Origin of the sequence: Paenibacillus sp. VTT E-133291 (genome assembly GCF_002264395.1) — a bacterium.
GTDB classification, from domain to species: domain Bacteria; phylum Bacillota; class Bacilli; order Paenibacillales; family Paenibacillaceae; genus Paenibacillus_AQ; species Paenibacillus_AQ nitricinens.
The window spans coordinates 20181-46525 of sequence record NZ_NFVA01000057.1 but is presented as its reverse complement, the minus strand read 5'-3'; the positions used below and the strand labels follow the sequence as shown (position 1 = coordinate 46525).

Annotated in this window: 23 protein-coding genes and 1 tRNA gene; 2 read left to right on the top strand and 22 right to left on the bottom strand. The window is 44.8% G+C overall.

The window, feature by feature from the left end; genetic code table 11:
- Window positions 1–45 precede the first annotated feature (45 nt).
- From eno to CA598_RS20740, 6 genes are all read right to left on the bottom strand, one after another.
- Entirely contained in the window at window positions 46–1332 is a 1287-nt protein-coding gene (gene eno, locus CA598_RS20765) for a phosphopyruvate hydratase (protein ID WP_042123330.1), read from the bottom strand.
- A gap of 70 nt (window positions 1333–1402) precedes the next feature.
- A complete protein-coding gene (gpmI, locus tag CA598_RS20760; protein WP_094877730.1) occupies window positions 1403–2947 on the bottom strand; it encodes a 2,3-bisphosphoglycerate-independent phosphoglycerate mutase in 1545 nt (514 codons plus the stop codon).
- Window position 2948: 1 nt separating this feature from the next.
- Entirely contained in the window at window positions 2949–3701 is a 753-nt protein-coding gene (gene tpiA, locus CA598_RS20755) for a triose-phosphate isomerase (RefSeq protein ID WP_060626476.1), read from the bottom strand.
- A gap of 26 nt (window positions 3702–3727) precedes the next feature.
- Window positions 3728–4909: a phosphoglycerate kinase gene (locus CA598_RS20750; RefSeq protein ID WP_094873189.1), complete on the bottom strand. Its 1182-nt coding sequence runs from the start codon at window positions 4907–4909 to the stop codon at window positions 3728–3730.
- Window positions 4910–5025: 116 nt separating this feature from the next.
- Window positions 5026–6036 (bottom strand): type I glyceraldehyde-3-phosphate dehydrogenase, encoded by a 1011-nt coding sequence (gap, locus tag CA598_RS20745; RefSeq protein WP_036687120.1) that lies wholly within the window; start codon window positions 6034–6036, stop codon window positions 5026–5028.
- Window positions 6037–6138: 102 nt separating this feature from the next.
- Window positions 6139–7191, bottom strand: a complete 1053-nt coding sequence (locus CA598_RS20740; RefSeq protein ID WP_042123320.1) for a sugar-binding transcriptional regulator — start codon at window positions 7189–7191, stop codon at window positions 6139–6141.
- 334 nt (window positions 7192–7525) lie between these two features.
- On the opposite strand from CA598_RS20740, the gene CA598_RS20735 reads away from it, so the two are divergent.
- A tRNA-Arg gene (locus CA598_RS20735) sits at window positions 7526–7600 on the top strand.
- A 193-nt stretch (window positions 7601–7793) separates the two neighbouring features.
- A complete protein-coding gene (gene clpP, locus CA598_RS20730) occupies window positions 7794–8390 on the top strand; it encodes an ATP-dependent Clp endopeptidase proteolytic subunit ClpP (RefSeq protein ID WP_042184034.1) in 597 nt (198 codons plus the stop codon).
- 95 nt (window positions 8391–8485) lie between these two features.
- On the opposite strand, the gene CA598_RS20725 is transcribed toward clpP, so the two are convergent.
- From CA598_RS20725 to CA598_RS20650, 16 genes are all read right to left on the bottom strand, one after another.
- On the bottom strand, window positions 8486–9124 hold the full coding sequence (locus tag CA598_RS20725) for a GDSL-type esterase/lipase family protein (protein ID WP_094877729.1): 639 nt from the start codon (window positions 9122–9124) through the stop codon (window positions 8486–8488).
- A gap of 109 nt (window positions 9125–9233) precedes the next feature.
- Entirely contained in the window at window positions 9234–10334 is a 1101-nt protein-coding gene (locus CA598_RS20720; protein WP_094877728.1) for a PdaC/SigV domain-containing protein, read from the bottom strand.
- Window positions 10335–10456: 122 nt separating this feature from the next.
- Window positions 10457–11212 carry an SIMPL domain-containing protein gene (locus tag CA598_RS20715; RefSeq protein WP_094877727.1) on the bottom strand — a complete coding sequence of 252 codons (756 nt, stop codon included), beginning with the start codon at window positions 11210–11212 and terminating at the stop codon, window positions 10457–10459.
- Window positions 11213–11361: 149 nt separating this feature from the next.
- Complete coding sequence (locus CA598_RS20710; RefSeq protein ID WP_036687106.1) at window positions 11362–11631, bottom strand: HPr family phosphocarrier protein; 270 nt, start codon at window positions 11629–11631, stop codon at window positions 11362–11364.
- 97 nt (window positions 11632–11728) lie between these two features.
- Window positions 11729–12658, bottom strand: a complete 930-nt coding sequence (gene whiA, locus CA598_RS20705) for a DNA-binding protein WhiA (protein WP_042123310.1) — start codon at window positions 12656–12658, stop codon at window positions 11729–11731.
- 146 nt (window positions 12659–12804) lie between these two features.
- Window positions 12805–13752, bottom strand: a complete 948-nt coding sequence (locus CA598_RS20700; RefSeq protein ID WP_179085868.1) for a gluconeogenesis factor YvcK family protein — start codon at window positions 13750–13752, stop codon at window positions 12805–12807.
- A 57-nt stretch (window positions 13753–13809) separates the two neighbouring features.
- Entirely contained in the window at window positions 13810–14709 is a 900-nt protein-coding gene (gene rapZ / locus CA598_RS20695; protein WP_042123306.1) for an RNase adapter RapZ, read from the bottom strand.
- Between the two features lie 45 nt (window positions 14710–14754).
- On the bottom strand, window positions 14755–15705 hold the full coding sequence (locus CA598_RS20690) for an ROK family glucokinase (protein ID WP_042184026.1): 951 nt from the start codon (window positions 15703–15705) through the stop codon (window positions 14755–14757).
- Between the two features lie 208 nt (window positions 15706–15913).
- Entirely contained in the window at window positions 15914–17176 is a 1263-nt protein-coding gene (locus CA598_RS20685) for a DUF438 domain-containing protein (protein ID WP_094877726.1), read from the bottom strand.
- Between the two features lie 41 nt (window positions 17177–17217).
- The gene (locus tag CA598_RS20680) at window positions 17218–17445 is read right to left on the bottom strand and encodes a DUF1858 domain-containing protein (protein WP_094877725.1); all 228 of its coding nucleotides are present in this window, start codon (window positions 17443–17445) and stop codon (window positions 17218–17220) included.
- A 202-nt stretch (window positions 17446–17647) separates the two neighbouring features.
- Complete coding sequence (locus tag CA598_RS20675; RefSeq protein ID WP_094877732.1) at window positions 17648–19138, bottom strand: UxaA family hydrolase; 1491 nt, start codon at window positions 19136–19138, stop codon at window positions 17648–17650.
- Between the two features lie 34 nt (window positions 19139–19172).
- Window positions 19173–20642: a tagaturonate reductase gene (locus CA598_RS20670; protein WP_094877724.1), complete on the bottom strand. Its 1470-nt coding sequence runs from the start codon at window positions 20640–20642 to the stop codon at window positions 19173–19175.
- Window positions 20643–20805: 163 nt separating this feature from the next.
- On the bottom strand, window positions 20806–21810 hold the full coding sequence (locus CA598_RS20665; protein ID WP_094873178.1) for a LacI family DNA-binding transcriptional regulator: 1005 nt from the start codon (window positions 21808–21810) through the stop codon (window positions 20806–20808).
- A 57-nt stretch (window positions 21811–21867) separates the two neighbouring features.
- The gene (gene uxaC, locus CA598_RS20660) at window positions 21868–23295 is read right to left on the bottom strand and encodes a glucuronate isomerase (protein ID WP_094877723.1); all 1428 of its coding nucleotides are present in this window, start codon (window positions 23293–23295) and stop codon (window positions 21868–21870) included.
- A gap of 309 nt (window positions 23296–23604) precedes the next feature.
- Window positions 23605–24558 (bottom strand): thioredoxin-disulfide reductase, encoded by a 954-nt coding sequence (gene trxB, locus CA598_RS20655; RefSeq protein WP_094873176.1) that lies wholly within the window; start codon window positions 24556–24558, stop codon window positions 23605–23607.
- A 40-nt stretch (window positions 24559–24598) separates the two neighbouring features.
- Window positions 24599–26335: a tetratricopeptide repeat protein gene (locus CA598_RS20650; RefSeq protein WP_094877722.1), complete on the bottom strand. Its 1737-nt coding sequence runs from the start codon at window positions 26333–26335 to the stop codon at window positions 24599–24601.
- Window positions 26336–26345: the final 10 nt, after the last annotated feature.

Genomic DNA, 26345 nt, shown 5'->3' with positions numbered 1-26345 from the left:
CCCCCGCCATAATGGCGGGTCTTCGTACTCTGCTATAAAAGCAGATTATCTTTTAAGGTTGTAGAAGGATTTCAGGCCGTTGTATTGAGCCAATTCACCCAACTCGTCTTCAATGCGAAGCAATTGGTTGTATTTAGCAACACGGTCTGTACGGGAAGGAGCACCCGTTTTGATTTGACCAGCGTTAGTCGCAACAGCGATGTCAGCGATTGTGCTATCTTCGGATTCGCCGGAACGGTGAGAGATAACAGCTGTGTAACCAGCACGTTTAGCCATTTCGATAGCATCGAAAGTTTCAGTCAATGTACCAATTTGGTTAACTTTAACCAAGATGGAGTTACCGATACCTTTTTCGATACCTGTTGCAAGACGCTCAGTGTTTGTAACGAACAAGTCGTCACCAACCAATTGAACTTTGTCTCCCAATTTTTCAGTAAGCAATTTCCAACCATCCCAGTCGTCTTCGGACATACCGTCTTCGATTGTGATGATTGGGTATTTCTCAACCCATGAAGCAAGAAGGTCAACATACTCAGCGGAAGTGTAAGATTTACCTTCGCCAGCAAGTGTGTATTTACCGTCTTTGTAGAACTCAGTGGAAGCAACGTCCATACCCAAGAATACGTCAACGCCTGGTTTGTAACCAGCTTTTTCGATAGCTTCGATAATTGTAGTGATTGCTTCTTCATTCGAACCAAGGTTTGGTGCGAAACCACCTTCGTCACCCACAGCAGTGTTCAGGCCTTTGGATTGAAGTACGGATTTCAAGTTGTGGAAAATTTCAGCACCTGTACGAAGAGCTTCTTTGAAGCTTGGAGCTCCTACAGGAAGAACCATGAACTCTTGAACATCGATGTTGTTATCCGCATGCTCACCACCATTGATGATGTTCATCATTGGTACTGGAAGAGTTTTAGCGTTGAATCCGCCCAGGTATACATACAAAGGAATATCCAATGCTGCTGCAGCTGCGCGAGCTACGGCCATGGATACTGCTAGGATTGCGTTAGCGCCCAATTTACCTTTGTTATGTGTTCCGTCCAAAGTAATCATCAATTTGTCGATGCCCACTTGATCAAGAGCGTCCATACCGATAACTTCTGGAGCAATGATTTCATTTACGTTCTCAACAGCTTTAAGAACGCCTTTACCCATGTAACGGGATTTATCGCCATCACGAAGCTCTACAGCTTCATGAGCACCAGTGGAAGCGCCGGAAGGAACGATAGCGCGGCCTTTAGCACCGGATTCAAGATAAACGTCAACCTCTACAGTTGGGTTACCGCGGGAGTCAAGGACTTCGCGAGCATATACATCAGAAATAATAGTCATTTTAGTTAATCTCCTTTAAACAATGTTTTGGTTTTTAATTGTTAAAGCTTGAATCTTAGGTATTGTTTCCTTATTTGCGACTAGCAATCATGGATTGACCGGTCATTTCCGCAGGTTGCGGAAGTCCCATCAGATCCAGAATGGTTGGTGCTACATCGGCAAGGATACCGCGATCGCGCAATACAACATTTTCATCCGTAAGGATGAACGGAACCGGGTTAGTGGTATGAGCTGTGAACGGACGACCGTTCTCATCAAACACCATGTCTGCATTACCGTGATCGGCAATAATGATCGCAACGCCACCCTTGGCAACTACTGCGTCCACTACTTTACCTACACACTCATCAGTTACCTCTACAGCCTTGATTGTTGGCTCCAGCATTCCGGAGTGTCCAACCATATCAGGGTTTGCAAAGTTAAGGATAATAGCATCCTGTCTTTCCGCTTCAATTTCTGCTACGCAGGCTGCAGCCACTTCGTAAGCACTCATCTCAGGTTGAAGATCATAGGTTGCTACTTTAGGAGAGTTGATCAAGATACGAGTTTCTCCTGGAAGCTCCTCATCACGTCCACCACTGAAGAAGAACGTTACGTGCGGATATTTCTCAGTTTCCGCGATGCGCAGTTGCTTCTTGTTTTGTTGCACAAGTACTTCACCCAATGTGTTATCCAGGTTCTTCGGTGAATAGGCTACATAACCTTGTACCGTTTCACTGAAAGTAGTCAGGCATACGAAGTGCAAGTCTTGCGGGAACAAAGGACCCCGTTCGAAACCACGGAAATCTTGATTCGTGAACACTTGTGACAACTGAATAGCACGGTCAGGGCGGAAGTTGAGGAACACGACGGAATCGCCGCTCTCTACTGCCGTTACCGGCTTGCCTTCACTGTCTACAATTACGCTAGGTTCAACGAATTCGTCGAACACGGAATTTGAATAAGATGCAGTGATAGCTTGCAGAGCATCCGTGTATTTCGGTCCTTCGCCATAAACCATAGCACGATAGGCTTTTTCTACACGATCCCAACGTTTGTCACGGTCCATTGCGTAATAACGCCCGGATACCGTAGCAATTGTACCTACTCCAACCTCTTCAATCTTAGCAACCAGATCTTGAACAAACTTCTTACCACTATCTGGAGGTACGTCCCGGCCATCCATGAAAGCGTGGATATACACTTCGTGCATATCTTCTTTCTTAGCCAGGTCAAGCATAGCAAACAGGTGATTAATATGGCTATGTACCCCTCCGTCGGATACAAGCGCGTAAAGATGAAGCTTTTTACCTGTGTTCTTAGCATTTCTAACTGCGGCTACCAGTGTTTCATTATCGAAGAATTCGCCCTCACGGATCGATTTATCGATACGAGTCAAATCCTGGTATACAATCCGTCCTGCACCAATATTTAAGTGCCCTACTTCAGAGTTGCCCATTTGGCCTTCTGGAAGACCAACAGCTTCACCACAAGCAGTAAGGGTAGTATTAGGATATTGTTTCAAGTAACGGTCATAGTTAGGTTTGTTAGCTTGAGCAACGGCGTTACCTTCAGAGGTTCCACGCAAACCGAAACCATCCATGATGATCAAAGCTACAGGTCTTGGAGCTGACATCTTACTTCGCCCCCTCAACCAATTGAACGAAGGAAGCAGGCTGCAAGCTGGCACCGCCAACAAGCGCACCATCGATGTCGCTTTGGCCCATGTACTCAGTTACATTCTCAGGCTTCACGCTGCCGCCGTATTGAATACGAACAGCTTCAGCTGTTGCTGCATCATACAAATCTTTTACAAGACTGCGGATGTAAGCAATAACTTCGTTAGCATCTTGGGAAGTGGATGATTTACCTGTGCCAATAGCCCAGATAGGTTCGTATGCAATGACAACTTTTGCTGCTTGCTCGGCACTAAGTCCTTGGAATGCAGCTTCAGTTTGTACTTTACATACTGCTTTAGTTTGATCAGCTTCACGCTCTTCGAGCTTTTCTCCAACACATACGATTGGAGTGATACCGTGACGGAATGCAGCATGCATTTTCTTATTCACGATTTCATCTGTTTCGCCAAAATAAGCACGACGCTCTGAGTGACCAATGATTACATAGTCTACGCCGAGATCGCTAAGCATTACACCACTGATTTCTCCAGTGTAAGCACCGTTATCTTCAAAGTGCAGGTTCTGTGCGCCAATCTTGATGTCTGTACCCTTTGCAGCTGCTACAAGTGCAGGCAGGTTAGTAAATGGAGCGCAGATTACAGTCTCAACGCCTTCTACTTCTGCTTTGCCTTTGATGTCAGCAATAAAGCTTTCTGCTTCAGGAACTGTTTTGAACATCTTCCAGTTTCCTGCGATAATTGGTGTTCTCATGACTTAAGTTGCCTCCTTCTTGGGTCTTACTTATCGTTCAGTGCTTCTACGCCAGGAAGCGCCTTGCCTTCCATGAACTCAAGGGATGCACCGCCACCAGTTGAAATATGATCCATTTGATCAGCCAGGTGGAATTTCTCTGCTGCTGCTGCGGAATCTCCGCCACCAATAACAGTATAACCTTCAGTAGTTGCACAAGCTTTTGCTACTGCAATTGTACCTTCAGCGAATTTATCAATTTCAAATACACCCATAGGTCCATTCCAGACAACTAGCTTGGAGTTTTTGATCACATCTGCATAAAGCTCACGGGTTTTCGGTCCGATATCAAGACCTTCCCAGCCTTCTGGGATTTCATTGAAAGGAACGATTTGCGTGTTGGCATCCGCACCGAATTTATCGGCTACCACGACGTCAACTGGAAGCAAGAAGTTCTTACCAAGCGATTTGGCTTTCTCAATGAATTCAAGAGCAGTTCCCAATTTATCGTTGTCCACTAGGGAAATACCGATTTCAAATCCCAATGCTTTGGTAAAGGTGTAGGACAGACCGCCACCGATCAAGACATTGTCTGCCAAATTCAGCAGGTTGTCGATCACGTCAATTTTGTCCTTCACTTTCGAACCACCGATGATTGCAGTGAAAGGACGCTCAGGGTTAGAAAGAGCTTTACCCAGAACAGACAATTCTTTCTCCATCAAAAGACCGGATACAGCTGGTAGGAAATGAGCGATACCTTCTGTCGATGCATGAGCACGGTGAGCCGCACCAAACGCATCGTTAACGAACAAATCAGCCAGTTCAGCAAATTGTTTAGCCAGTTCAGGATCGTTTTTCTCTTCGCCTGGGTAGAAACGAACATTCTCAAGTACAAGTACGTCGCCTTCTCCTAGCTCAGCAATTTTTGCTTTTACAGCTTCACCAACAGCTTCGTCAGCTTTAGCTACTGGTTTGCCAAGAAGCTCGGACAGGCGTTCAGCAGCAGTAGTCAAACGCATGGAATCTACGAATTGGCCTTTAGGACGACCCATGTGACTTGCAAGAATGATCTTTGCACCGTTCTCAATCAAATATTTAATAGTTGGAAGTGTTTCGCGGATACGAGTATCATCAGTAATTTTACCGTCTTCTACAGGCACGTTGAAATCCACGCGTACAAATACGCGTTTACCCTTTACTTCTACATCACGGACGCTCTTTTTGTTCATGATTAATTCCTCCACACCCCATATTGTTTCTAGCAGGAAACAAGAAATACATTTAGAAAGAGCGGAAACAAGGAACTTCTGTTTCCGCTCTATAGATGTTGCTTATATCAAGTCAATTACTTAGCGATTTTAGCGAATTTCTCCAAAGTACGAACCAATTGTGCAGTGTAGGACATTTCATTGTCATACCAAGCAACCGTTTTAACCAGTTGTTTGTCGCCAACAGTCAATACTTTAGTTTGTGTAGCATCGAACAGGGATCCGAAAGTCATACCTTTGATGTCGGAAGATACGATTTCATCTTCAGTGTAACCATAAGTGTCTGGATCGGAAGCTGCTTTCATAGCTGCGTTGATTTCTTCAACAGTAACGCTCTTATCAAGAACAGTTACAAGCTCAGTCAAGGAACCAGTTGCAACTGGAACACGTTGAGCTGCACCATCCAATTTACCTTTAAGTTCTGGAATAACCAGACCGATTGCTTTAGCAGCACCAGTAGTGTTAGGGATGATGTTCTCAGCTGCTGCACGAGCACGTCTGAAGTCACCTTTAGCGTGTGGAGCATCCAAAGTGTTTTGGTCGCCAGTGTAAGCGTGAATTGTAGTCATCAAGCCTTCAACGATACCGAACTTGTCGTTCAATACTTTTGCCATTGGAGCTAGGCAGTTAGTAGTGCAAGATGCGCCGGAAATAACAGTCTCAGTACCATCAAGAATGTCATCGTTAACGTTGTAAACGACAGTTTTCATGTCGCCAGTAGCTGGAGCGGAGATAACTACTTTCTTAGCTCCACCTTTCAAGTGTTTTTCAGCTGCTTCTTTAGTTGTGAAGAAACCTGTGCACTCAAGTACGATATCAACGCCTAGGTCGCCCCATGGCAATTCTTCAGGGTTACGGTTAGCAAGAACCTTAACTTCTTTACCATTGACTTTGAAGAAGCCGTCATGCACTTCAACATCACCTTGGAATTTACCTTGAGTTGTATCATATTTAAGCAAATGAGCAAGCATCTTAGCGTCAGTCAAGTCGTTGATTGCTACCACTTCGATACCTTCTACATTTTGAATACGGCGGAAAGCAAGGCGTCCAATACGTCCAAATCCGTTAATTCCAACTTTTACACTCATTGAATAGTTCCTCCTAGAATTCGTTTTATTTATTCAAAACAGACCGTGAAGCCTGTCATGACAACAATGTTAAGTATAATGCAAGATATATGTTCTAGTAAGTTACGACGATATCTGTAACTGATTGTCAATCTCCTTGCCTATTTCCACAGCAGCAGCCTCGTCCGTGACGAGTATATTCTCCTGCCCGAAACGCAGCATGGCATGAATAGCTTTGGCCTTTGGCTTGCCTCCGGCAATACCGATGACAGTTTCCGTCCGAACAATATCTTCTAGACGTAATCCCATCGTAAGCATCGTATGCACAACCTGACCATCTTCGTTAAAATAATATCCAAAGGATTCTGCCACTGCTCCCTCACCCTGGATTTCTGAGACAGTAGCCTCATCCAGCTTGCGGCGGCGAGTCATTTCAATGGCATCCCCAATCCCATGTACAATAATACGCGAACTGCGGATGATTTGTACAATCTCTCCAATATTAGAATCAAGTGCTAATGACTGATAGGCATCCCCACTAAGTAAATCAGGGACATGCAGCAACCGGTAATTCGCTCCAACCCGTTTTGCCATTGTAGAGGCAATCGTATTGGCTTGAATCTCCATACTCTCTCCTAATCCGCCACGCGCTGGAACAAACCAGGCGTTCTTATAGGAAAGGGATAACGGCGGTGTCAGTTGATCAGCCATATCGGCAAGCGTTGATCCACCTGTGACAGCAACAATATCATCTGTACGGAGGACACTGAGCAGCGCTTTTGCACCTGCGCGGCCAAGCTCACGTTTGGTGAATGGTGATGACTCACAATCACCCGGCACCACAATGACTTTATCCAGACCGTATGTTGCCCGAATTTTCTCTTCCAGCTCATCCAGACCAAACAGGCTCTTAACGACCGGCTCTAGCAAATCAAGCAGTCTGCGCCCAGCAGCGCTAATGCGCATACCAACGCTCTCGATCTCAATGAGCCCTTGCGATTTCAGAAGATCCGTCTCGGCACGCAGTACCCGCTCAGTCATATCAAGCGAAGCGGCAAGCGTTCTGCGTCCAATGATATCGGACAGCATGATCTGATGAAGAATCGTGTACCGTCTCTTAAGGGTTTCCATGAGATCAGGCAGAAGCTGCTTTTGGATATCTAATAAATTACGCATGCTTTCACTCCTGCAACTTCGTCTTCCTCTATTCCCTTGTTCATGGTCTCAAAATGTCCCGGGTAAACTTTTTAAGTCCCACTCATATTCTAACCAAATATTGCTCGAAGTGCAAGTCTTCCGAGAGTAGAATTCTCAAGCGCTTGTCTTCTTATACATTTATAAGATTGGGAAAGAGTTAAAGCACCTAAAACCTGTCATTAACTATCCAGATTCTATCTCTGAGTGAAAACGAATATAAGCTTGTCTACCTTTAAGAAAAAGGATAGTGTCCTGCTCTGTATTATTAAATTCATTGCAATTGCTCAGGAATTATATTATAATCATTTTTGTTGCGCCCGTGGTCCAATGGATATGACGTAGGCCTCCGAAGCCTGAGATCCAAGTTCGATTCTTGGCGGGCGCGCCATTAATTTCACTTTTGTACATAATTTAGTAGTGCCTATACTACTACTTAACCAAAGAGCCGCATATCGGCTCTTTTTTTTGAATATAAGTTTGACTTTCTTTGACTTTTTGTTTGAATTTGTTTATCATGTGGGTAATACGGCAAGAGTAAAAATGAATACATTTGAAGAACCAATATCAAGGAGGTTTTCCACGTGAGTTATATTCCTATGGTAGTAGAACAGAGCAACCGCGGTGAGCGCGCTTATGACATCTATTCCCGCCTGCTGAAGGACCGCATCATTTTCCTTGGAACGGAGGTTAATGACGTGGTAGCCAATTCTATCATCGCACAAATGCTGTTCTTGGCTGCCGAAGATCCTGAGAAGGACATTCACCTTTATGTGAATAGCCCTGGTGGTTCCATCACTGCAGGTATGGCTATTTTTGATACAATGCAGTACATTAAGCCAGACGTTTCCACCATCTGTGTCGGTATGGCAGCTTCCATGGGAGCTTTCCTGCTTAACGCTGGTGCTAAAGGCAAACGCTTCGCACTTCCTAACAGTGAGATCATGATTCACCAACCTCTGGGTGGTGCTCAAGGTCAAGCAACGGATATCGAAATCCGTGCTCGCCGTATCCTCAAATTGCGCGATAAGCTGAATCGCATTCTTGCAGAACGTACGGGTCAACCCCTGGAACGTATTGAGAAGGATACAGATCGTGATTACTTCATGACTGCTGCAGACGCGGCAGCTTACGGTATCGTTGATAAAGTCATCGAGAAAACACTGCCTAGCGGTGTGTAAGCTATAAAACAACACAAAGAGGCTGTGCACTATCCACTTGATGGTTAGCGCACAGCCTCTTTGCTTTTCAGACCACCATTACAAATGAATCTCAATTAATTCAAACCACCATAACCAAGCGCATTGAGTTTCTCAGCAATCACACGATAGCCTCGGCCATTAGGATGTAAGTGGTCCAACGATAAAAGGCTTCTCTCATTTCCTGCAAACTCACCATAAATAGAAGCAAATCCAACTACTCGGCTACTATACTGCGATGCATAGCGGTTAAACTGCTTCACCCACTCTGTAGCGCCTACTACCTGAGGATAGGGATTATACAATCCCACAATTCGAATGATATAAGGTCTACGTGCCCCCGCTTTCAATTGGAAGAGAATACTCATAATGACAGCGAAATTTTGTTTGCATTCCTGCAGTGATCTTCCCAGTTCTTTAGATAAATTCCCAGGTTGTCTAGCTGCAGCCTTTGCAGCATGAATTAAATCGTTGCCACCGATGGATAGAGTGATAATGTCGGCTGCTCGAATGGCTTCGCGAGTCATTGCACTCCCCCGTAGCCGCTGTTCCAGTTCAGAAGTAGTCAATCCATTCACGCCCAAATTCGTAGAGGCTACATTAGAACGCAGTCTCCCTTCCGCCATTCTACGGTACACCGGTACAAAACCGTTACCTGGCAGAGCGCCAAATCCAGTCGTCAAGGAATCGCCAATTGCAGTGTATTGATAGCTCATAGCTCTCCCCCGTTCATAAACTAGTTACTCCATTTAGCATATGAATTCGAGGTGATTATGGTAAGGGGGAGATGTCCAGTAGTGGCACTAGCGGTTACGAATTCTCTATTTATTTTACAGCAGCAAATGGGCTACCGCCTTCCGGCAACAGTTCTTTGAAAGTAAAGGGGTATTCGGGGAACCCCGCAGCATAAGCTGTGTATTCATACAATTGGAAGAACAGAACGACCTGATCATCCTTTAGATAAAAATACTTTTCCGTATTCAATCCGTTAAATCCTCCCAAATAACTTTCCTCCGCTTTTACCAGCTTGTTCAACTTAGCATTTAACGTTTTTTTGTAGTTTGGGTTAGCACCAAAAAGATCGCCCAGCAATAGACGTTTGCCATCCTTGATCGAGAAGGTAAACGCCTCCCGGTTGGTCATGCCATGAGCCCCGCCCGTATCGCTATACTGTGACATCAGCAAACTAATCACACCATTCTGATTGTAGGTCACTATATAATCTATATCATAAGTATACTTGGGCTCTGACCCAGAACGATTGGAGATATCCTGCTCTGCCCCTGCGGCGAATCTCATGGCACTTTCTTTCAAGGTATCGTTCATGGCCTTTTGCGCAGCGGATTGACTCAGTCCACTAATTTTCGGATAATCAAGCTGGATTAAAGCCTCTTTTCGATCTTTAGCATAGGTCTCAGTGGTTACTGTCAATGCGTTCTGTGGTCTGTTCATCACGTTCAGCTTACTAGAGCCTAGAGTCCAATCCACTTTATAGCCCAAATAATCATTTAAGAGACCGGATGGAACATAGAGACGATTGTTTATTAGCTTTCCTTCATATTCCCGAATGTAATAGTTGTTCACCCAGATAGAAGTACCAAAACTAGATACCGTTAACTTGGCTTTAGCCGTCCCTTTTCCAATCGTGTATGCATTTTCTTCTTTATCATAAGTGAGAGGTAATCCCAGCACATCACGCATAAAGGTAATTGGGATCCAGACCTTCCCTTCCTGCACAATACCTGTCTGCTGCGAAATCACCCCGTTCGCCTTTAATACTATACTTGAAGCATTAGCCTTGCTCTTCGCCTGATCAGACGCTGCATAACCCGTATCACTAGGCAGTAATCCTCCACCAAGCAATAACCCCGCCGACATCAAACCTATGCCCCATTTGCGCACGATTTCTTTTGAGATATTCATCATCTTGTTTTCCCTCTCCTTTCCAATTAATTAAACATAATCCCAGAGAGCTTACACAAAAAAGAGGCATCCCCCACTATTAAGCGGAAGTTTACCTCTTCTCTCTGTATTCATCTTGTAGGCTACTATTTCAATTCATACATAACGCTTAGTTGTGTTGTAACTTTAACTACTCCCGGTTGAACGGATGTGCTTGCACCAGCATCTGCTGCAGCCATATCCATTTTTAGATTTTGTTCAAAATATACTGGAGTAATATCGCCATCATTTTGACTAACCGTGAGCACTTGGCCTAAGCTACGTTTAGCTGCCTTAGCAATAGCTCCTGCCTTAACATCTGCGTTCACCATCGCCTTTTCAATCACCTGAGCTTCAAAGGCAGAAGTATCTTCCACAGAAAAACGTGCATTTCCGAGATTGTTTGCCCCTGCTGCAGATGCAGCGTCAAGCAATTCACCAACCTTAGTCAGATCTCTATAAGACACTAACAGCGTATGATTCGCGTTGTATCCTTTTACTTGCTGTCCTTCTTTTTCGCTATAACTATAGTTGGGTTGCACATAGAATTGGGTGCTTTGAATATCTTTATCTGCAATTTTCCAAGTCCCTTTCAGTAGGGTAGTGATCTTTTGGATTTTAGCAGCATTTGTTTTTTGCGCTTCTTGCGCAGTTGACGCCGTAGTATCTACTCCGATGGACAAGTATACAATATCCGGCTTGATGGACAATTCGCCTTTACCTACTACACTAACAACATTTTTCTGCACTTCATCTGCGTAAGCCTTTGTAGGACCCTGGGAGACACCACTCATACCAATTCCTCCAATTAACAAACTCCCTACAATCAACACTGAACCAATCTTCTTTACCAAACCTTTCATATTTGCCAGCCCCTTTCATCTTTTGTGATTTGTTATTATCCTCTAGACGAGTCATTCTGGTAAATGTTGCACATCTTAAATCTATTTTTTGGTATTAAAAAAAGCCCCTAGGGGCTTTTAGTCATGCAATAAAAAGTCATGTCAAAAGATTATTGGTTCTCAAGCTCTTCTTTGCTGACGAGACTCGTCAAAGCGTTTACAGCTTGATCGGCGTCTGCACCATCCGCGCTGATATAGATCTCCGTGCCGGAACTGATCGCTAGGCTCATAATACCCATAATACTTTTGGCGTTTACTTTTTTATCGTCTTTTTCCACGAAAATCTCCGACGAAAACTTGTTAGCTTCTTGCACAAACAATGCTGCCGGTCGAGCGTGTAGCCCTGTCTTCAACCGAACAACTACCGGGTGCTTTGTCATGAAACGCTTACCCCCTAATTGAGTTCTCCCCAAAAATTTCACATTAATTTTATATTATTATATCATTATAACGTAAACCACACTAGAAAAAAAGTGACTAGCCGCCTCGAACCTTGTCCGCCAGTTCATCAATCTTACGAAGTCGATGATTTACTCCGGACTTACTAACCGTACCTTTCAGCATTTCACCAACCTCTTTAAGGTTGATATCTGGATGTGCCATTCGGATTTCTGCAACTTCCCGCAGTTTATCCGGCAAGCTCTCCAGCCCCACTTCTCGCTGCAGCAATTTGATATTCTCAATCTGCCGCACCGCGGCACTTATCGTTTTATTGAGATTCGCGGTCTCGCAGTTCACGATCCGATTCACGGAATTACGCATATCACGCATAATTCTTACATCCTCAAATTTGAACAACGCTTGATGCGCCCCGATCAGACTTAAGAATTCGATAATCTTCTCGCCTTCTTTAATGTATAGAATGAACCCTTTTTTACGTTCAATGCAGCGTGCGTTTAGGTGAAATTCACCAGCCAGATCAACTAGCGCTTTACAGTGCTCCTCATACATCGAGGAAATCTCCAAATGGTAAGAGGAACCCTCCGGATTATTAACCGATCCGCCCGCCAAAAAAGCACCCCGCAAATAAGCACGCTTACAGCAGTTATTCCCAACAATCTCTTTATCAATACCGTCGGTAAAAATAAATCCTTCGGACACAATTCTGAGATCATTTAAGATCTCCTGTACGCGGCTGGGGATTCTAACGATATACACGTTATTTTTCTTCAAACGCATTTTTTTACGCACGAGTAGCTCAATATGGACCTGGTAATATTTCTTAAGCAAAGAATATACCCGCCTTGCAATCGCGGCGTTCTCCGTCGAAATGTCGAGAATCACCTTTTTGCTTGAAAGCTGCACAGATCCATTCATACGGATAAGTGCTGACATTTCCGCCTTCTCACAACAGGGCTCACTCTCCACCATCGTCAGCTCTTTTTTGGTAAGGGCCGCAAAAGACAAGGGTCTCACCTCTTTCTGAAATAAGTACGTCATTCATATATACAAGCATAAAAGCCTTCGGTGTCCTTGTAAGGACGGTAAGCGTTTAAGCGAGAAATATAAAACATAAAGTATAGGTGTAAACTTATACTCTCTTATATTTTAAGTTATACCCTAGGGTTTCTGTTTATCCAATCTTGCACAAGCTGATAGATATGATGACTAAGCTTATCGGTATCATGCCTTAAATAAGTTCGGAATAACACTAGCTTATCCGCTATAACTTTATATGCACTGCCTTCTAGTACATCCTTATCGAGCTGTACCGGACGCGCACCCTTCTCAGCGTACTTCGACTGCACCTGCTCTGGAATTTCACCGTCATTCACAATAATATAATCAAATAAATGAATTCCAATATGATCATAAACGGCTTGTAGATGGTCATTTACAGTATAATTATCCGTTTCGCCAGGCTGAGTCATTACATTGCAGACAAAAATTTTGATTGCATCAGAAGATACAACCGCTTCTGCTAGCTTCGGAACAAGTAGGTTCGGAAGAATGCTCGTATATAGACTCCCTGGACCCAAAAGAATTGCATCTGCATTTCGAATCGCTTCAAGCGCTTCAGGCAACGGTTCCACATCAGCAGGCTCCAAAGAAACCCGTTTAATGATCCCGCCTGCTTCCGGTATTTTAGATTCCCCCGTGATAATCGTGCCGTCCGACATTTCTGCACGCAATACTACGGCATCTCCCGCAGCGGGTAATACCCGTCCGCGAACAGCAAATAATCGGCTAAGCTCACGAACAGCTGTGACAAAATCGCCAGATATATCTGTAAGCGCGGCAAGAATTAAATTACCAAGACTATGGCCCGCCAATCCTTCGCCCGTGTTAAAACGATATCTCATAATATCCGCCATGAGCGGCTCTACATCAGCCATAGCTGTTAATACGTTGCGGATGTCCCCAGGAGGCGGCATTTGCAGTTCACTACGCAAAATGCCCGAGCTTCCTCCGTCATCTGCTACGGTAACTATAGCTGTAATATCTAGCGGCTTTTCTTTTAAGCCGCGAAGCATGACAGATAGTCCCGTGCCACCGCCCATAACGACGATACGTGGACGCTGTCTTTGTTCTTCAGCCACTATGGACCCCTTCTCTCATTAGTGCCGATCACGCTCGGAATCCCGATGACTAACAGCTACGGATTCCGTTTCGCTGACGCCCAGCATTTTGCCCAAATATTCAGAAATGGCTACTGAACGGTGTTTCCCGCCGGTACAGCCAATGCCGATAATAATCTGGGATTTACCTTCCCTACGATATTGCGGAATTAAGAAATGAAGCATATCGAGCAGTTTGGTCAGGAATACCTGTGTTTCAGGCCACTTCATTACATAGTCATAGACATCGCTGTCCTGACCTGTTTTGGGCCGCAGGTGATCCACATAATGTGGGTTAGGCAAAAAGCGAACATCGAATACGAGGTCTGCATCAATAGGAATACCATACTTAAATCCGAACGATGTAATGTTGACGGAGAGTGTACTTTTTCCTAAATGCGAGAACCGAGAAACGATCTTCTCCTTGAGCTGCACTGGTTTCATACTGCTAGTATCCAGACATAATGTGGCTGAATTCTTTAATTCCTCAAGCATCTTACGTTCCAGCTTGATACCATCAAGCGGAAGTCCCTTAGGCGCTAGCGGATGATGACGCCGGCTTTCCTTGTAACGCTGCACAAGCACCGAATCCGTAGCATCCAAGAACAAGATTTCACAGCCAATGGTTGACTCATCTTTGATATAGGCTAGAGACTCGGACAAAGCAGTGAAGAATTCCCTACCGCGCAGGTCAATCACAAGCGCTACCTTGGCGATCTTACCCTTCGACTGCTCAATCAGTTCTGCAAACTTAGGGATCAGCACCGGCGGCAAATTATCGACACAGAAGAACCCTAGGTCTTCCAGACTCTGAACAGCAATTGTCTTACCCGCACCTGACATTCCGGTAATAATGATCAGGGTGGCTCCAGCCGTTGGAGTATTGTCCAATTCGGTCATTAAAGCGTCCCCTCCCTAAATTAGTATATGAATACTCCCTATCTTTTAAGAACGAAGCAGAAGACCTGCCGCACCCACAATACCTGCATCATTACCAAGCTCCGCAGGGATAATCGAAACACCAGTCTGAAGCGGAGCCGGTGCGAGCTTAGCAAACACACGACGAACTTCATCAAATAGAATATCTCCAGCCTTAGACACACCACCACCAATGATGAAGACCTCAGGGTTAAGCACGGCTGCAACAGAAGCCATAGATTTACCCAGGTAGTATGCTGCACGGTTTACTATGCGAATCGCTACTTCATCGCCAGCCTTAGCCGCATCAAAGACTTCCTTCGCAGCAATCTTCTCTACCATTGAGAGTGAAGTACGATCACCACGAGCTACTGCATCGTTAGCCATACGAATAATTCCTGTAGCGGAGGAAACGGTTTCCAGACATCCCATATTACCGCAACCACATTGAATGGCTTCCAAATCCGGCACTACAGTGATATGGCCAAGCTCACCTGCTAGACCTGCAAAACCTTGATAAATCTTTCCGTTAATAATAATTCCGCCACCAACACCTGTTCCTAGCGTATAGCAAACACAATTTTCAATCCCGCGTCCTGCACCACTCCAGGCTTCACCCAGTGCAGCCACGTTCGCATCATTGTCTATTTTGACAGGCTTGTTCCAGCGATCTTCCAAAATGGAGCGAATCGGCACATCTTTAAATCCTATGTTAGGCGCAAGTATAATGATTCCTTCACGAATATTTGTGAACCCTGCTACGCCCGCTCCTACACCTGCAAGCTGATCCCAAGAGTACGGGGAATCCTCCACAATTTGGCGAACATACTTCTCGATATTATCGATAACAGTATCGACACCTTCTGCAGTTCCTGTAGGTCCCTCATAAGTATGCAATAGAGTTCCCTCAGCATTGCAGATTCCAACCTTAATTGCAGTTCCACCCAAATCCACGCCAACGTAGATATTCTCAGACATGTAACAAGCCACCTTTTTTTATACTAAAATAGTTAATCCTAAGTACCAACTATAATAGAAGCCCCCTCTGTGGTCAAGGAAAGACAACACACCCGGGAATTCCTTATTTTAATACTATACTCTATTATATTCTAAAAAGACCCCCTTACGCCTAAGTAAGAGAGTCTTCTACCTATATTATTACTGGAAAATCACCCAAAGCACCCAGCTATTCTGATAAAATGCGTTTTTGTCCCTCTAGTGAACGAATTGGGGCAATATTCTGTGTGAACTCCAGCGTGCCCATATACCGACCTGTATCGTCGCGGACAGCAAAATAACGGATATAGATGAATTTATCCTTGATGTTAATCCAGAAGTCTTCAGCGTCCTTAATGCCTGCCTTAAAGTCCTCCAGAAGCTTCTCTACCACATGCACACTTTGGGGAGGATGGCAGTTCTGTACCGTGCGGCCGATAACTGCCTTAGTTCGGGCAAAGATACGTTCCTTCCCGTGTGAAAAATATCGAACGACATCATTCTCATCAATGAATGTCAGATCTACTGGCAGATGATTGAGTACTGTTTCGAGCTGATGCAGTGATAACAGCCCTGTCTCAAAACGAATGAACCCTTCCTGGGGAGCCGCACCCACTGCTTCACCCTGCAATGCTGCACCTTCCGGCTCTGCGGCACGTTCGGGTATCCACTCCTGTTCAGGCGCCGTTAGACAGAATCCGATCTCATCGCTCTCCCGAGCGATTTTGACCCATTCGTCTTCCGTCAATTTATCCAGCGACATAGGCAATAAAATATTTTCTTCCTTAAAAATCATTTCATTAACTTCCTTGATGATCTCCGTAAGTTGAGCACCAATATCTGTTGCATTTCCGCTGTAGCTGCTGAGCGCTGCTTTTGCTTCTTTAATCATACGGAGGATATGATCATCCACTCCCCACATGACCTTGGTTGGTCCATAAATGCCGTATTTTTCGAGGTATGGGAACAACAGATTTTCTTTTCGACTGTAGTGCTTATCTAGATCCAGCAGCAAGCTAAGATCCTCCAGCAGCTTGAAGATCAGTTCCTCACTATCGTTCTTCTGAAACTTTGTTGCGTGCAGATCCATGCGGAAGTTCACAAGTCTTTCAATCTCACGGTTTTCTAGTTTGAAGGTGTGGACTGGGTGGCCGGGTTGTTCTTCAGGCTTCGAGGAGCGGTGGATTTCCTCAATAGAACCTTTGAAAATGGCTGTATGCACCGAACAAAGCCGCTGTACCTCGGATACCGGAATCCCTTCTTCGGTCATTAACGAATGCTCCATAGCAGAGATTTCTGCAACAGTAACATCACCTACAGCTTCCTCGAAGCGTGCCTTAACCTCTTCAACGCTTTTGCCTGCATGCAGTTCTTTAATAATTTCCTTAAGCATGGCTTGGCGACGAGTCTGCTCTGGTGCATCAACCTCGCGGTTATTTATAAGCTCACTCATTATTAATCACTCCTTAATGAAGTTTGGTTATCATTTGCTCTTTATTTCACAATCTCGAAGCCATGACGTTCAAAGGCTAACTTCACAGTGTCGAGATCTATTTTCTTCAACTTGATTCCTTTGGATAAGGTCATGAAACGCCCAGCGGTCTGCAGCATGCCCGGCTTGGCGATATCCTTAAAGCCCAGATCCACCATAATCTCGATGACCTCTGGATGCCGGGATACAATGTCGAAGATAGACTCATCCATTCGCAGGACTTTTTCCATGCAACTCTTCTCCTTTTTGTGAGAACTATTCTCAATAACAGATTAGCACAGGCTGTATGGGGCGATTGTGATTGCAATCACTAATTAAGAAGAAAGCGATGGTCGTTCTTTTAACAGAGGATTATGTATTCGTATGAAAATAAAAAACTGCCCCCTACCATAAAAAGCATAAGGGACAGCTTGATTTGTTATAAATCATTTACTATAGCGTTACGCCTGTTTTGAAGATGGAAATCTCGCGGAAATTATTTTTCTCATTATTTACCCATTCCCCACTAACCACGCTGATAATGTAGTTAATGAAGTCACGCAGAACCTCATCTGGAGAACCATCTTCAACCAACACACCCGCATTAAAATCGATCCAGTGACGTTTGCCTTCATATAATGGGGTATTGGTGGATACCTTCATCGTAGGCACGAATGTTCCAAAAGGCGTTCCCCGCCCGGTCGTAAAGATCACCAATTGGCAGCCAGCAGCAGCCAGAGCCGACGAAGCCACTAGGTCATTGCCCGGCGCGTTAAGAAGATTTAAGCCTTTGTTAGTGATAAGCTCTCCGTACTTGAGTACATCCATTACCGTAGAATTACCGGATTTTTGAGTGCAGCCCAGAGATTTATCCTCAAGCGTAGTAATTCCTCCGGCTTTATTTCCTGGTGAAGGATTTTCATATACCGGCTGTTTATAGTCCATGAAATACTGCTTAAAGTCATTGATGAGATCAACAATTTTGTGGAAAATAGCTTCGTCTGCCGCACGTTCCATCAGAATTTTTTCGGCGCCAAACATTTCTGGTACTTCAGTGAGTACAGTTGTGCCGCCTTGGGCAGCCATATAGTCAGACAAACGTCCAAGAAGCGGATTCGCAGTAATCCCGGACAGGCCATCCGAGCCTCCACACTTCAGACCAATCTTCAGCTCAGAGAGTGAGACTTCTTCCCGATGATCACCCTGTACATTATTGTAGAGTTCCTTCAGCAGCTTTACGCCTTCTTCAATCTCGTTTCCAACCTCTTGGGAGACAAGAAAACGCACTCGATCCTCATCGTAACTACCCAGCATGTCTTTAAAAATATGCAAATTGTTATTCTCACAACCTAGTCCGAGCACAAGTACGGCGCCCGCATTTGGATGCTTAACCGCGTTAGCAAGTATTGTACGAGTATTATCATGGTCATCGCCTAGCTGAGAACAACCATAGTTATGTTTAAGCACGAGTACATTATCAAATGGAGCGATATCCCCAACCTCTGCCTTGAAAATATTAATGATCTGCTCCGCCACTCCATTTACACAACCAACCGTAGGGACGATCCATAGCTCATTACGAATACCTACTGATCCGTCAAAACGACGATACCCCTTAAAGGTCAAATTTTCTGTTTTAAAAGGATTGGGTGTCAGCTTCTGCTCAAAAGTATATTCCTCAACTCCTGTTAGGTTTGTCTTCGTATTATGGGTATGCACCCACTGGCCCGGCACGATAGGCGCTTTAGCATGACCGATGGGATAGCCATACTTCAATACATACTCACCTTCGCTAATGCTGGTTAGTGCAATTTTATGACCTCTAGCAATATCTTCCGTAATTTTAATCTCTTTTGAACCTATCACAATGGTGTCGCCTGCTTGATAGTCTTTAAGTGCAACTGCCACGTTATCAGCCTCGTTAATCTGCAGTACCTCTTTCATAGTCTTAATCATGTCGTCATCCACCTCCTGTGTATTAGTTGTGCGCAGGTCTCTTCACGTACGCTTGCAGCGCTTGCTTCATACCTGTTCTCTCAATCGCAATGAGCCCTTCTGTCACCTTATCCGTAAGTCCGGCCACTTCGTTCAGGTCACAGCCCCAGCGATTTGTCGCCGCTAATACCTCGACAGCCAGTGCGCGTAACCCAGTATCTGTGCCATCCCACCCTCCCCACAAGGAGGCGAACCATTCCACAATATCTGCATCGTCCGCCAGCTGAATCTCTTCTTCCCCTCTACGTCCTTTATAGAAGGCAATTAATGCACTCAATGAGAAGACAAGCTTCTCGGGCAATTGTCCTTTGGACTCTACATATTGCAATAAAGAAGGCAGATCTCTTGTCTTAAATTTCGAGATAGAATTAAGGGAGATGCTCATCAAGTAATGCTGCACATAAGGGTTCAGGAACCTTTCTAATACCGCGTCTGCAAAAGAATTCAATTCCTCTACCGGCAGATCCAGCGTCGGGATGATCTCATCATAGATCAAGGACTTCACGTACGCCCCAACCTCTTCGTGCTCAATCGCCTCGGCCACCGTATCAATTCCGTACAAATACGCTACGGGTGTCATCGCGGTATGCGCTCCGTTTAGAATTCTCACTTTACGAGTCCGGTAAGGGGTCATATCATCTACCACGAGCACATTAAGACCTGCTAGTTCAGCCGGGAACTCCTCTTTCATCCACTGCGGCCCTTCAATTACCCAAAGATGGAACTGCTCGCCGACAACAACCATCTTATCCTCATACCCCAGTTCTTCAGTAATCTCAGCGATGCTGTCTCTTGGATATCCGGGAACAATGCGGTCTACCAGACTGCAGCAGAAGGTATTGGCTTCATTCAGCCATTCAATAAAGCCGTCTCCAAGATTCCACAGTTCAGCATATTTCAAAATAACCTTCTTAAGCTCATCCCCATTTCGGTCAATCAGCTCACACGGAATGATAATAAAACCTTTGGAAGCATCCCCATTAAAAAATTCGAAACGTTTATACAATAAGGCCGTCAGTTTGCCTGGAAAACTGCTTTGCGGAGCATCCGTTAATTTGTCGTCCCCTTCAAAAGCAATTCCCGCCTCCGTGGTATTAGACACGATAAAGCGCAGCTCTGGATTCTCGGCAAGCTTCATATACTCCTCATGCTGGGCAAAAGGATTAAGCGTTCGCGTAATACAGTTGATAACCTCATGTTCTTTTACCGCTGCCCCATCTTTGAGCCCTTGGAGATAAAGAGTATACAACCCATCCTGAGCATTTAGCATTTCTGCAAGTCCGTTGCCCAGCGGTTGTACCACAACTACTCCGCCATTAAAATCCGTTTTTTGATTCATGGTATGAATATGCCAATCTACAAAAGCGCGCATGAAATTCCCTTCACCAAATTGCAGAACCTTCTCGGGATATTGCTTATAAGCTTTCCAACTATCACTATTTAATCTGTTCATACAAATGCCTCCTAATTTATAATGCACACGATAAACAAAGTTAAATTACCATATAAAACAATATTTATATTATGTTATGTTAAATAATATGCACACGTGAAAATTTTAATTGAAAACCCCTCACAAATTGTAAAGGATTACGTCGCTGGTATGTGCATCATTACTATCTTTGCAGGTTCTTAACCGATTCTCTCGCAATAAACTCCGTGTCGATCGAGATTAGCCCTTCATTCTCCAATGGCTCTTTGATTAAGCTTAGTAGCTTACGGGCACCTTGCTCGCTGATTTTCTCAATCGGACGCTTAACTGTGGTCAACGAAGGATTGGCAAAGAGCGAAAAGCCAATATCATCAAAACCAACAATAGAGACATCATTCGGCACCTGCAGCCCATGTTCAAACACAGATTTCATAGCTCCGATCGCCATATCGTCATTAGAGCAAAATACTGCCGTCGGCGCTTTTTCCAGATCCAGCAGCTGACCCATCGCCTCATATCCACTTTGCAAATCATACTTACCACTGATCATGTAGTCATTACGCACAGGAATGTTATAATCTATCAATGCTTTTATAAAACCATCTCTGCGCTCCTGTGTGGATTTAAAGCCTTCGACGCCTTCAATAATCGCAATGTCTTGATGGCCGGATTCTATCAGGTATTTACCTGCATGATAAGCGCCTTCCCGGTCATTCGAGATGATGTTAATAATGGAGCGATCATCGATCTGTCGATTCAACACAACGATTGGAATGCCTTGCTGGATCACATGGTAAATAAATTTATTGTCTGCTTCACTTTGGCTCATTAGAATAATTCCGTCAAAACGTTTGTGATGAATGGAGGAGTACTCTGCATAATCGTCGATCCCACGTATGAACAAATTATATTCAACATCTATAACGCTGTTCACACCACGGATCGTGTCAGAGAAGAAACCGGATGTTGTGCCCTTGGCAATACTCGTGAAGAACAAGCCAATGGTATATGATCGCTGCATTACAAGGCTTTTAGCATTGTAATTGGGGACGTAACCCACTTGCGCGGCAATCTCAGCAATTTTTTTACGTGTGACCTCTTTAATGAGTGGACTGTTGTTAAGTGCTCTTGATACAGTTGTATGTGAAACATTCGCCAATTTGGCGATATCCTTGATTGTAGGTGCCATGGGTCAACCTTCCTTATCAAACGGGTTTGGCTCTTCCATGTAAGGATATCATAACGATTACCTTGTCACCAATGCCTGTTTCGAGAAATTGAAATATTGATCCGCATTATTGTAACAGATGTTCTCAATCATACCGCCCAGCAGTTCCATATCATCCGGGACTTCTCCAGCCTCTACCCAAGAACCTACAAGATCACATAGAATTCTTCTAAAGTACTCATGTCTGGTATACGATAAAAAGCTTCTGGAGTCTGTTAACATTCCGACAAATTGGCTGAGTACCCCTAGATTAGCGAGCGTCTTCATCTGTTCCAGCATGCCATCCTTATTGTCATTGAACCACCATGCCGTTCCGAATTGAATTTTCCCAGGTATACCTCCCCCTTGGAAGCAGCCCATTAAACCCGCAATGACATGATTATCATTCGGATTCAATGAATACAAAATCGTCTTAGGCAGTGCGTTCTCACGATCCAGCGCATCAAGCAGTCCTGCCAGTGGTTTAGCAATCATGCCATCATTGATGGCATCATAGCCTGTATCCGGACCGAGACGCCCGAACATTACGCTGTTATTATTACGAAGCGCATGGATATGGAATTGCATCGCCCAATCCAGTTCGCTATATAATTTCCCGAGGAATATAAGTGTGAACCCTTTGTACTTTTTCTCTTCACTCTCGCTTACAGTGCCTTCACGAATTGCTTTGGCGAATATTTCTGTAGCTTCCTCCAAGGTAGCTGGCTCAAACATTACTGCATCCAAAGCATGATCGGATACACGGCCCGCTCTAGCATGGAAGTATCTCACCCTGCTCTCCAGCGCTTCAAGAAACTGTCCATAATGCTCAACCGCTATTCCCGAAACTTCACTAAGCTGATCCACCCAAGCCTTGAAGGTAGGACGGTTGATTTCGAGTGATTTATCTGGTCTGAATCCCGGAACTATGCTAGCTTCGAATCCACTTAGAGTACTGATTTTCTCGTGATATTCTAGATCATCTACAGGGTCATCGGTGGTGCATACAACGGTCACCTTCGATTTAATGATCAAGTCTCTTGCTCCAAAGCCCTCGCCTTGCAGTTGCTTGTTCACTTCGTCCCAAATCTTCGGAGCATTAACCTCATTTAGCAAATCATATACTCCAAAGAAACGCTGTAACTCCAGATGTGTCCAATGATAGAGCGGATTACCGATTATCCTTGGAACAGTTCTTGCCCAGGCCAGAAATTTATCGTAGTCACTACCATCACCGGTAATGTACTTCTCTTCTACACCATTTGCCCGCATCACTCTCCATTTGTAATGGTCACCATACAGCCAAGCCTCGGTAATATTGTTAAACGTCTTGTTCTCATAAATCTCTTTCGGACTGAGATGGCAGTGATAGTCGATAATCGGCATGTCTTTCGCATAGTTATGAAACAGCTGAATCGCAGTCTCACTGGACAATAAGAAGTTCTCATCCATAAATTTTCTGCTCATGAGTTTTTCTGCTCTCCTTTATAATCATAATGGGAGTCACAATCAGTTTAACGTAAACATTTTGATGTTTGAACTATTCATTGAATATTAATTAAATCTAAAATAAATGTTTTGCTTAGCGTTGTGTTGAAAATTGTTCACGTTAACATTTATCTACATTGTAAACTTATTTATAAAATGCGCAAGTCTTTTTCGAAGGACATTGTTACAGTTATTTTAATACCGCTATTTCCTATCATAAAAAAACAGGCAATCCTGTAAGATAAGGATCGCCTGCTAGAAGTCATTCCAATTTAAGTTAGCGGGAAATTAACTACCCAGATTTTCGCTCCAATCATGCACCATCGAACCCTCTAAGTATTTCTCAGCATCCATTGCTGCCATGCAGCCGGTGCCTGCTGCAGAAATCGCTTGACGGTAACGGGTATCCTGCACGTCACCACAAGCGAATACACCCGGAATGTTCGTTTCTGTCGTTCCAGGGGTGACCACAATGTAGCCATTGGTATCCGTAGTAATCTGGCCGCCTAAGAACCCGGTATTCGGCGTATGTCCGATCGCGACAAACACCCCATCCGCTTCGATGAGTTCTTCCTGCCCTGTCTCATTGTTGCGAACCGTCAGCCCTTTAACGCCAGACTCGCCGGTTGTTACTTCAAGCGGTGTACGGTTAAGTGCCCACGCAACCTTACTGTTATCGCGTGCGCGATCCTGCATGATCTTCGAAGCTCTGAGCTCATCACGACGATGAACCAGAGTTACGCTGGAAGCAAATCTTGTTAAGAAGCTGGCTTCCTCCATCGCGGAGTCTCCTCCACCGACCACGATAATCTTTTTGTTCCGGAAAAAGAAGCCGTCACAAGTAGCACAAGTGCTGACCCCACGGCCCACATTCTCCTGCTCCCCTGGTATTCCTAAATATCTGGCAGAAGCACCGGTAGAAATAATTACCGACTCTGCCTCTAATACACCCAAACCATCTACTGTCACTTTGAATGGACGCTGTGAAAAATCCACTGAATCCACCCAACCATTCTTAAATTCAGCACCAAAACGTTCAGCCTGCTTCCGCATGTTGTCCATTAAATCCGGACCGAGAATCCCTTCAGGAAAACCTGGAAAGTTCTCTACTTCCGTTGTCGTTGTCAGTTGTCCACCTGGCTGCAAGCCTTCAATTACAAGTGGGTTAAGGTTGGCACGTGCCAGATAAATAGCAGCAGTAAGCCCGGCCGGGCCTGTTCCGATTACAATCGTTTTGTACATAACAGTGGCCTCCTCACAATAGGGTTTAAGCGTCAAGAATTTAGATATTTTCAGTAAACGGGGGAAGACTGTCGCTCACACTTCCCTGAAAGCTACATTCATCATCGATACGCCGAGCATAACGACTGACCATCGACACAGAAACATCGTAACGCAGAGCTACTTCACGATAGGTAACTGGAAGGTTATGCATTTTTGCGATCAGATATTCTAAGGCAGCACTCCAGCCCCCCGCGTGACGGATAAAAGGAACATCTGGATAGATGCTGCTCACGAATTGCTTCCAGAGTAATTCAGCGTCTTTTTTCTGAACGGCATCAAATCTCCGGTCCATCATACTTACCGTCTGGTCGATGACTTTTTGCCAATCATCTCTCCATTCTGGCAATCCCTTCAGACGTGCAGTAGAAGTTTCTTTGGCTTCCTGAAGTACATTTTCCTCCGGAACACTACCAATCAGTCGTTGCAGGCTGAGAAGCGCAGCTTCTTGCAGCTTTTCTTCCTGCAATGGCTGTTGCTTCAGAAGTCCTTGCAGAATCTCGGACATTTCTTCATCTTCGATCCAGCGCAGAGCTTCCGTCACCTGAAGCTTCGTATTGGCATCTCCGTAGCGAATCGCCCAGAAGAAGGAGGAACGAAGCAGCGGATTGTTCCGCACCTCTTCGGCAAAGCTGCCTTTATTATCTTTCCACAGCTTCAGCTGCTCTTGAAATGGAAGCTGATAGTTGTAGCTGATTGGAGATAACGCTTTGCCTTCTCCCTGTGCTTGCTGCAGCTGGGCCAGAAAAAATCTCGGCACAGCCGATTCCGGATCCAGCTTAGTAGCTTTTTGCCAGCAGCGTTGAGCTTCTGTGTACAGTCCACTATTACTTGCTGCTGCCGCACAGTAATGGTACAAGCTGGCGTCACCGCCGACTTCCTCATCCTTCAGCAGGCGACGAAAATGACCATAGGCGGTTCTATGCCGTCCAAGAATTCCCATCGTAGTGGCCATTTTGAACAAATGCTCCTGGTGAAAAGGAATAGTCGTCTCTAGCTGACGTAATAATCCTGCCAGTTGCCCGCGGTCACCTTCATACTGCAGAAAGATCGCCAAGTTACAAAGTGCGTGCAAATTGCCAGAGTCCTGTTCAAGCACCCGCATAATACATTCTTTGGCTTTGGTAAAACGACCCATATAGAAATACGCAAGGGCTAGGTTGTTATGCGCCGCCAAGAAGTCTGGCGTATTGCTTACAATCTCTTCAAGCAAAGTAACGGCTTGAGTAAACTTGCCTTCTTCCAACAGCGCCCGGGCCCGCTCATGCTCTATTACTCCTTCCCGGCTTCTAATCCGGATAAGCGGTGCAGGACGATCCAGTTCATATTGCAGAAGTTCCATCAACTCTTCCGATTCGGCCAGAAACTCACCGTTCACATCTTCTTCGAGATAAGTAACGAGTGAGCGTTCTGCCTCCTCATAGCTTTCCATATTGGCGAAGTTGTTAGCCATATAGAAATAACATTCCGTCATTCCAGGATCAATATTCTCCAGCACATGGGTCAAAATATCGTTTGACGCCTCATAATTACCCATTTCTGATAATACACCTGCTACGTTGCAATGATTTACCGGGTTCTCCGGTTCGTACTCTACAGCTTTGCGAAAATTCTTTAATGCCTTATCATATTGAAAGCGATCCAAGGACCGAACGGCTCTTTCAAAGAAAAAATTGGCATTCAGAGTGACGGGAATAACATTACCATTCTCCTCATACTCTGAAGTTCTCTCCATCATGGAAGCAAGG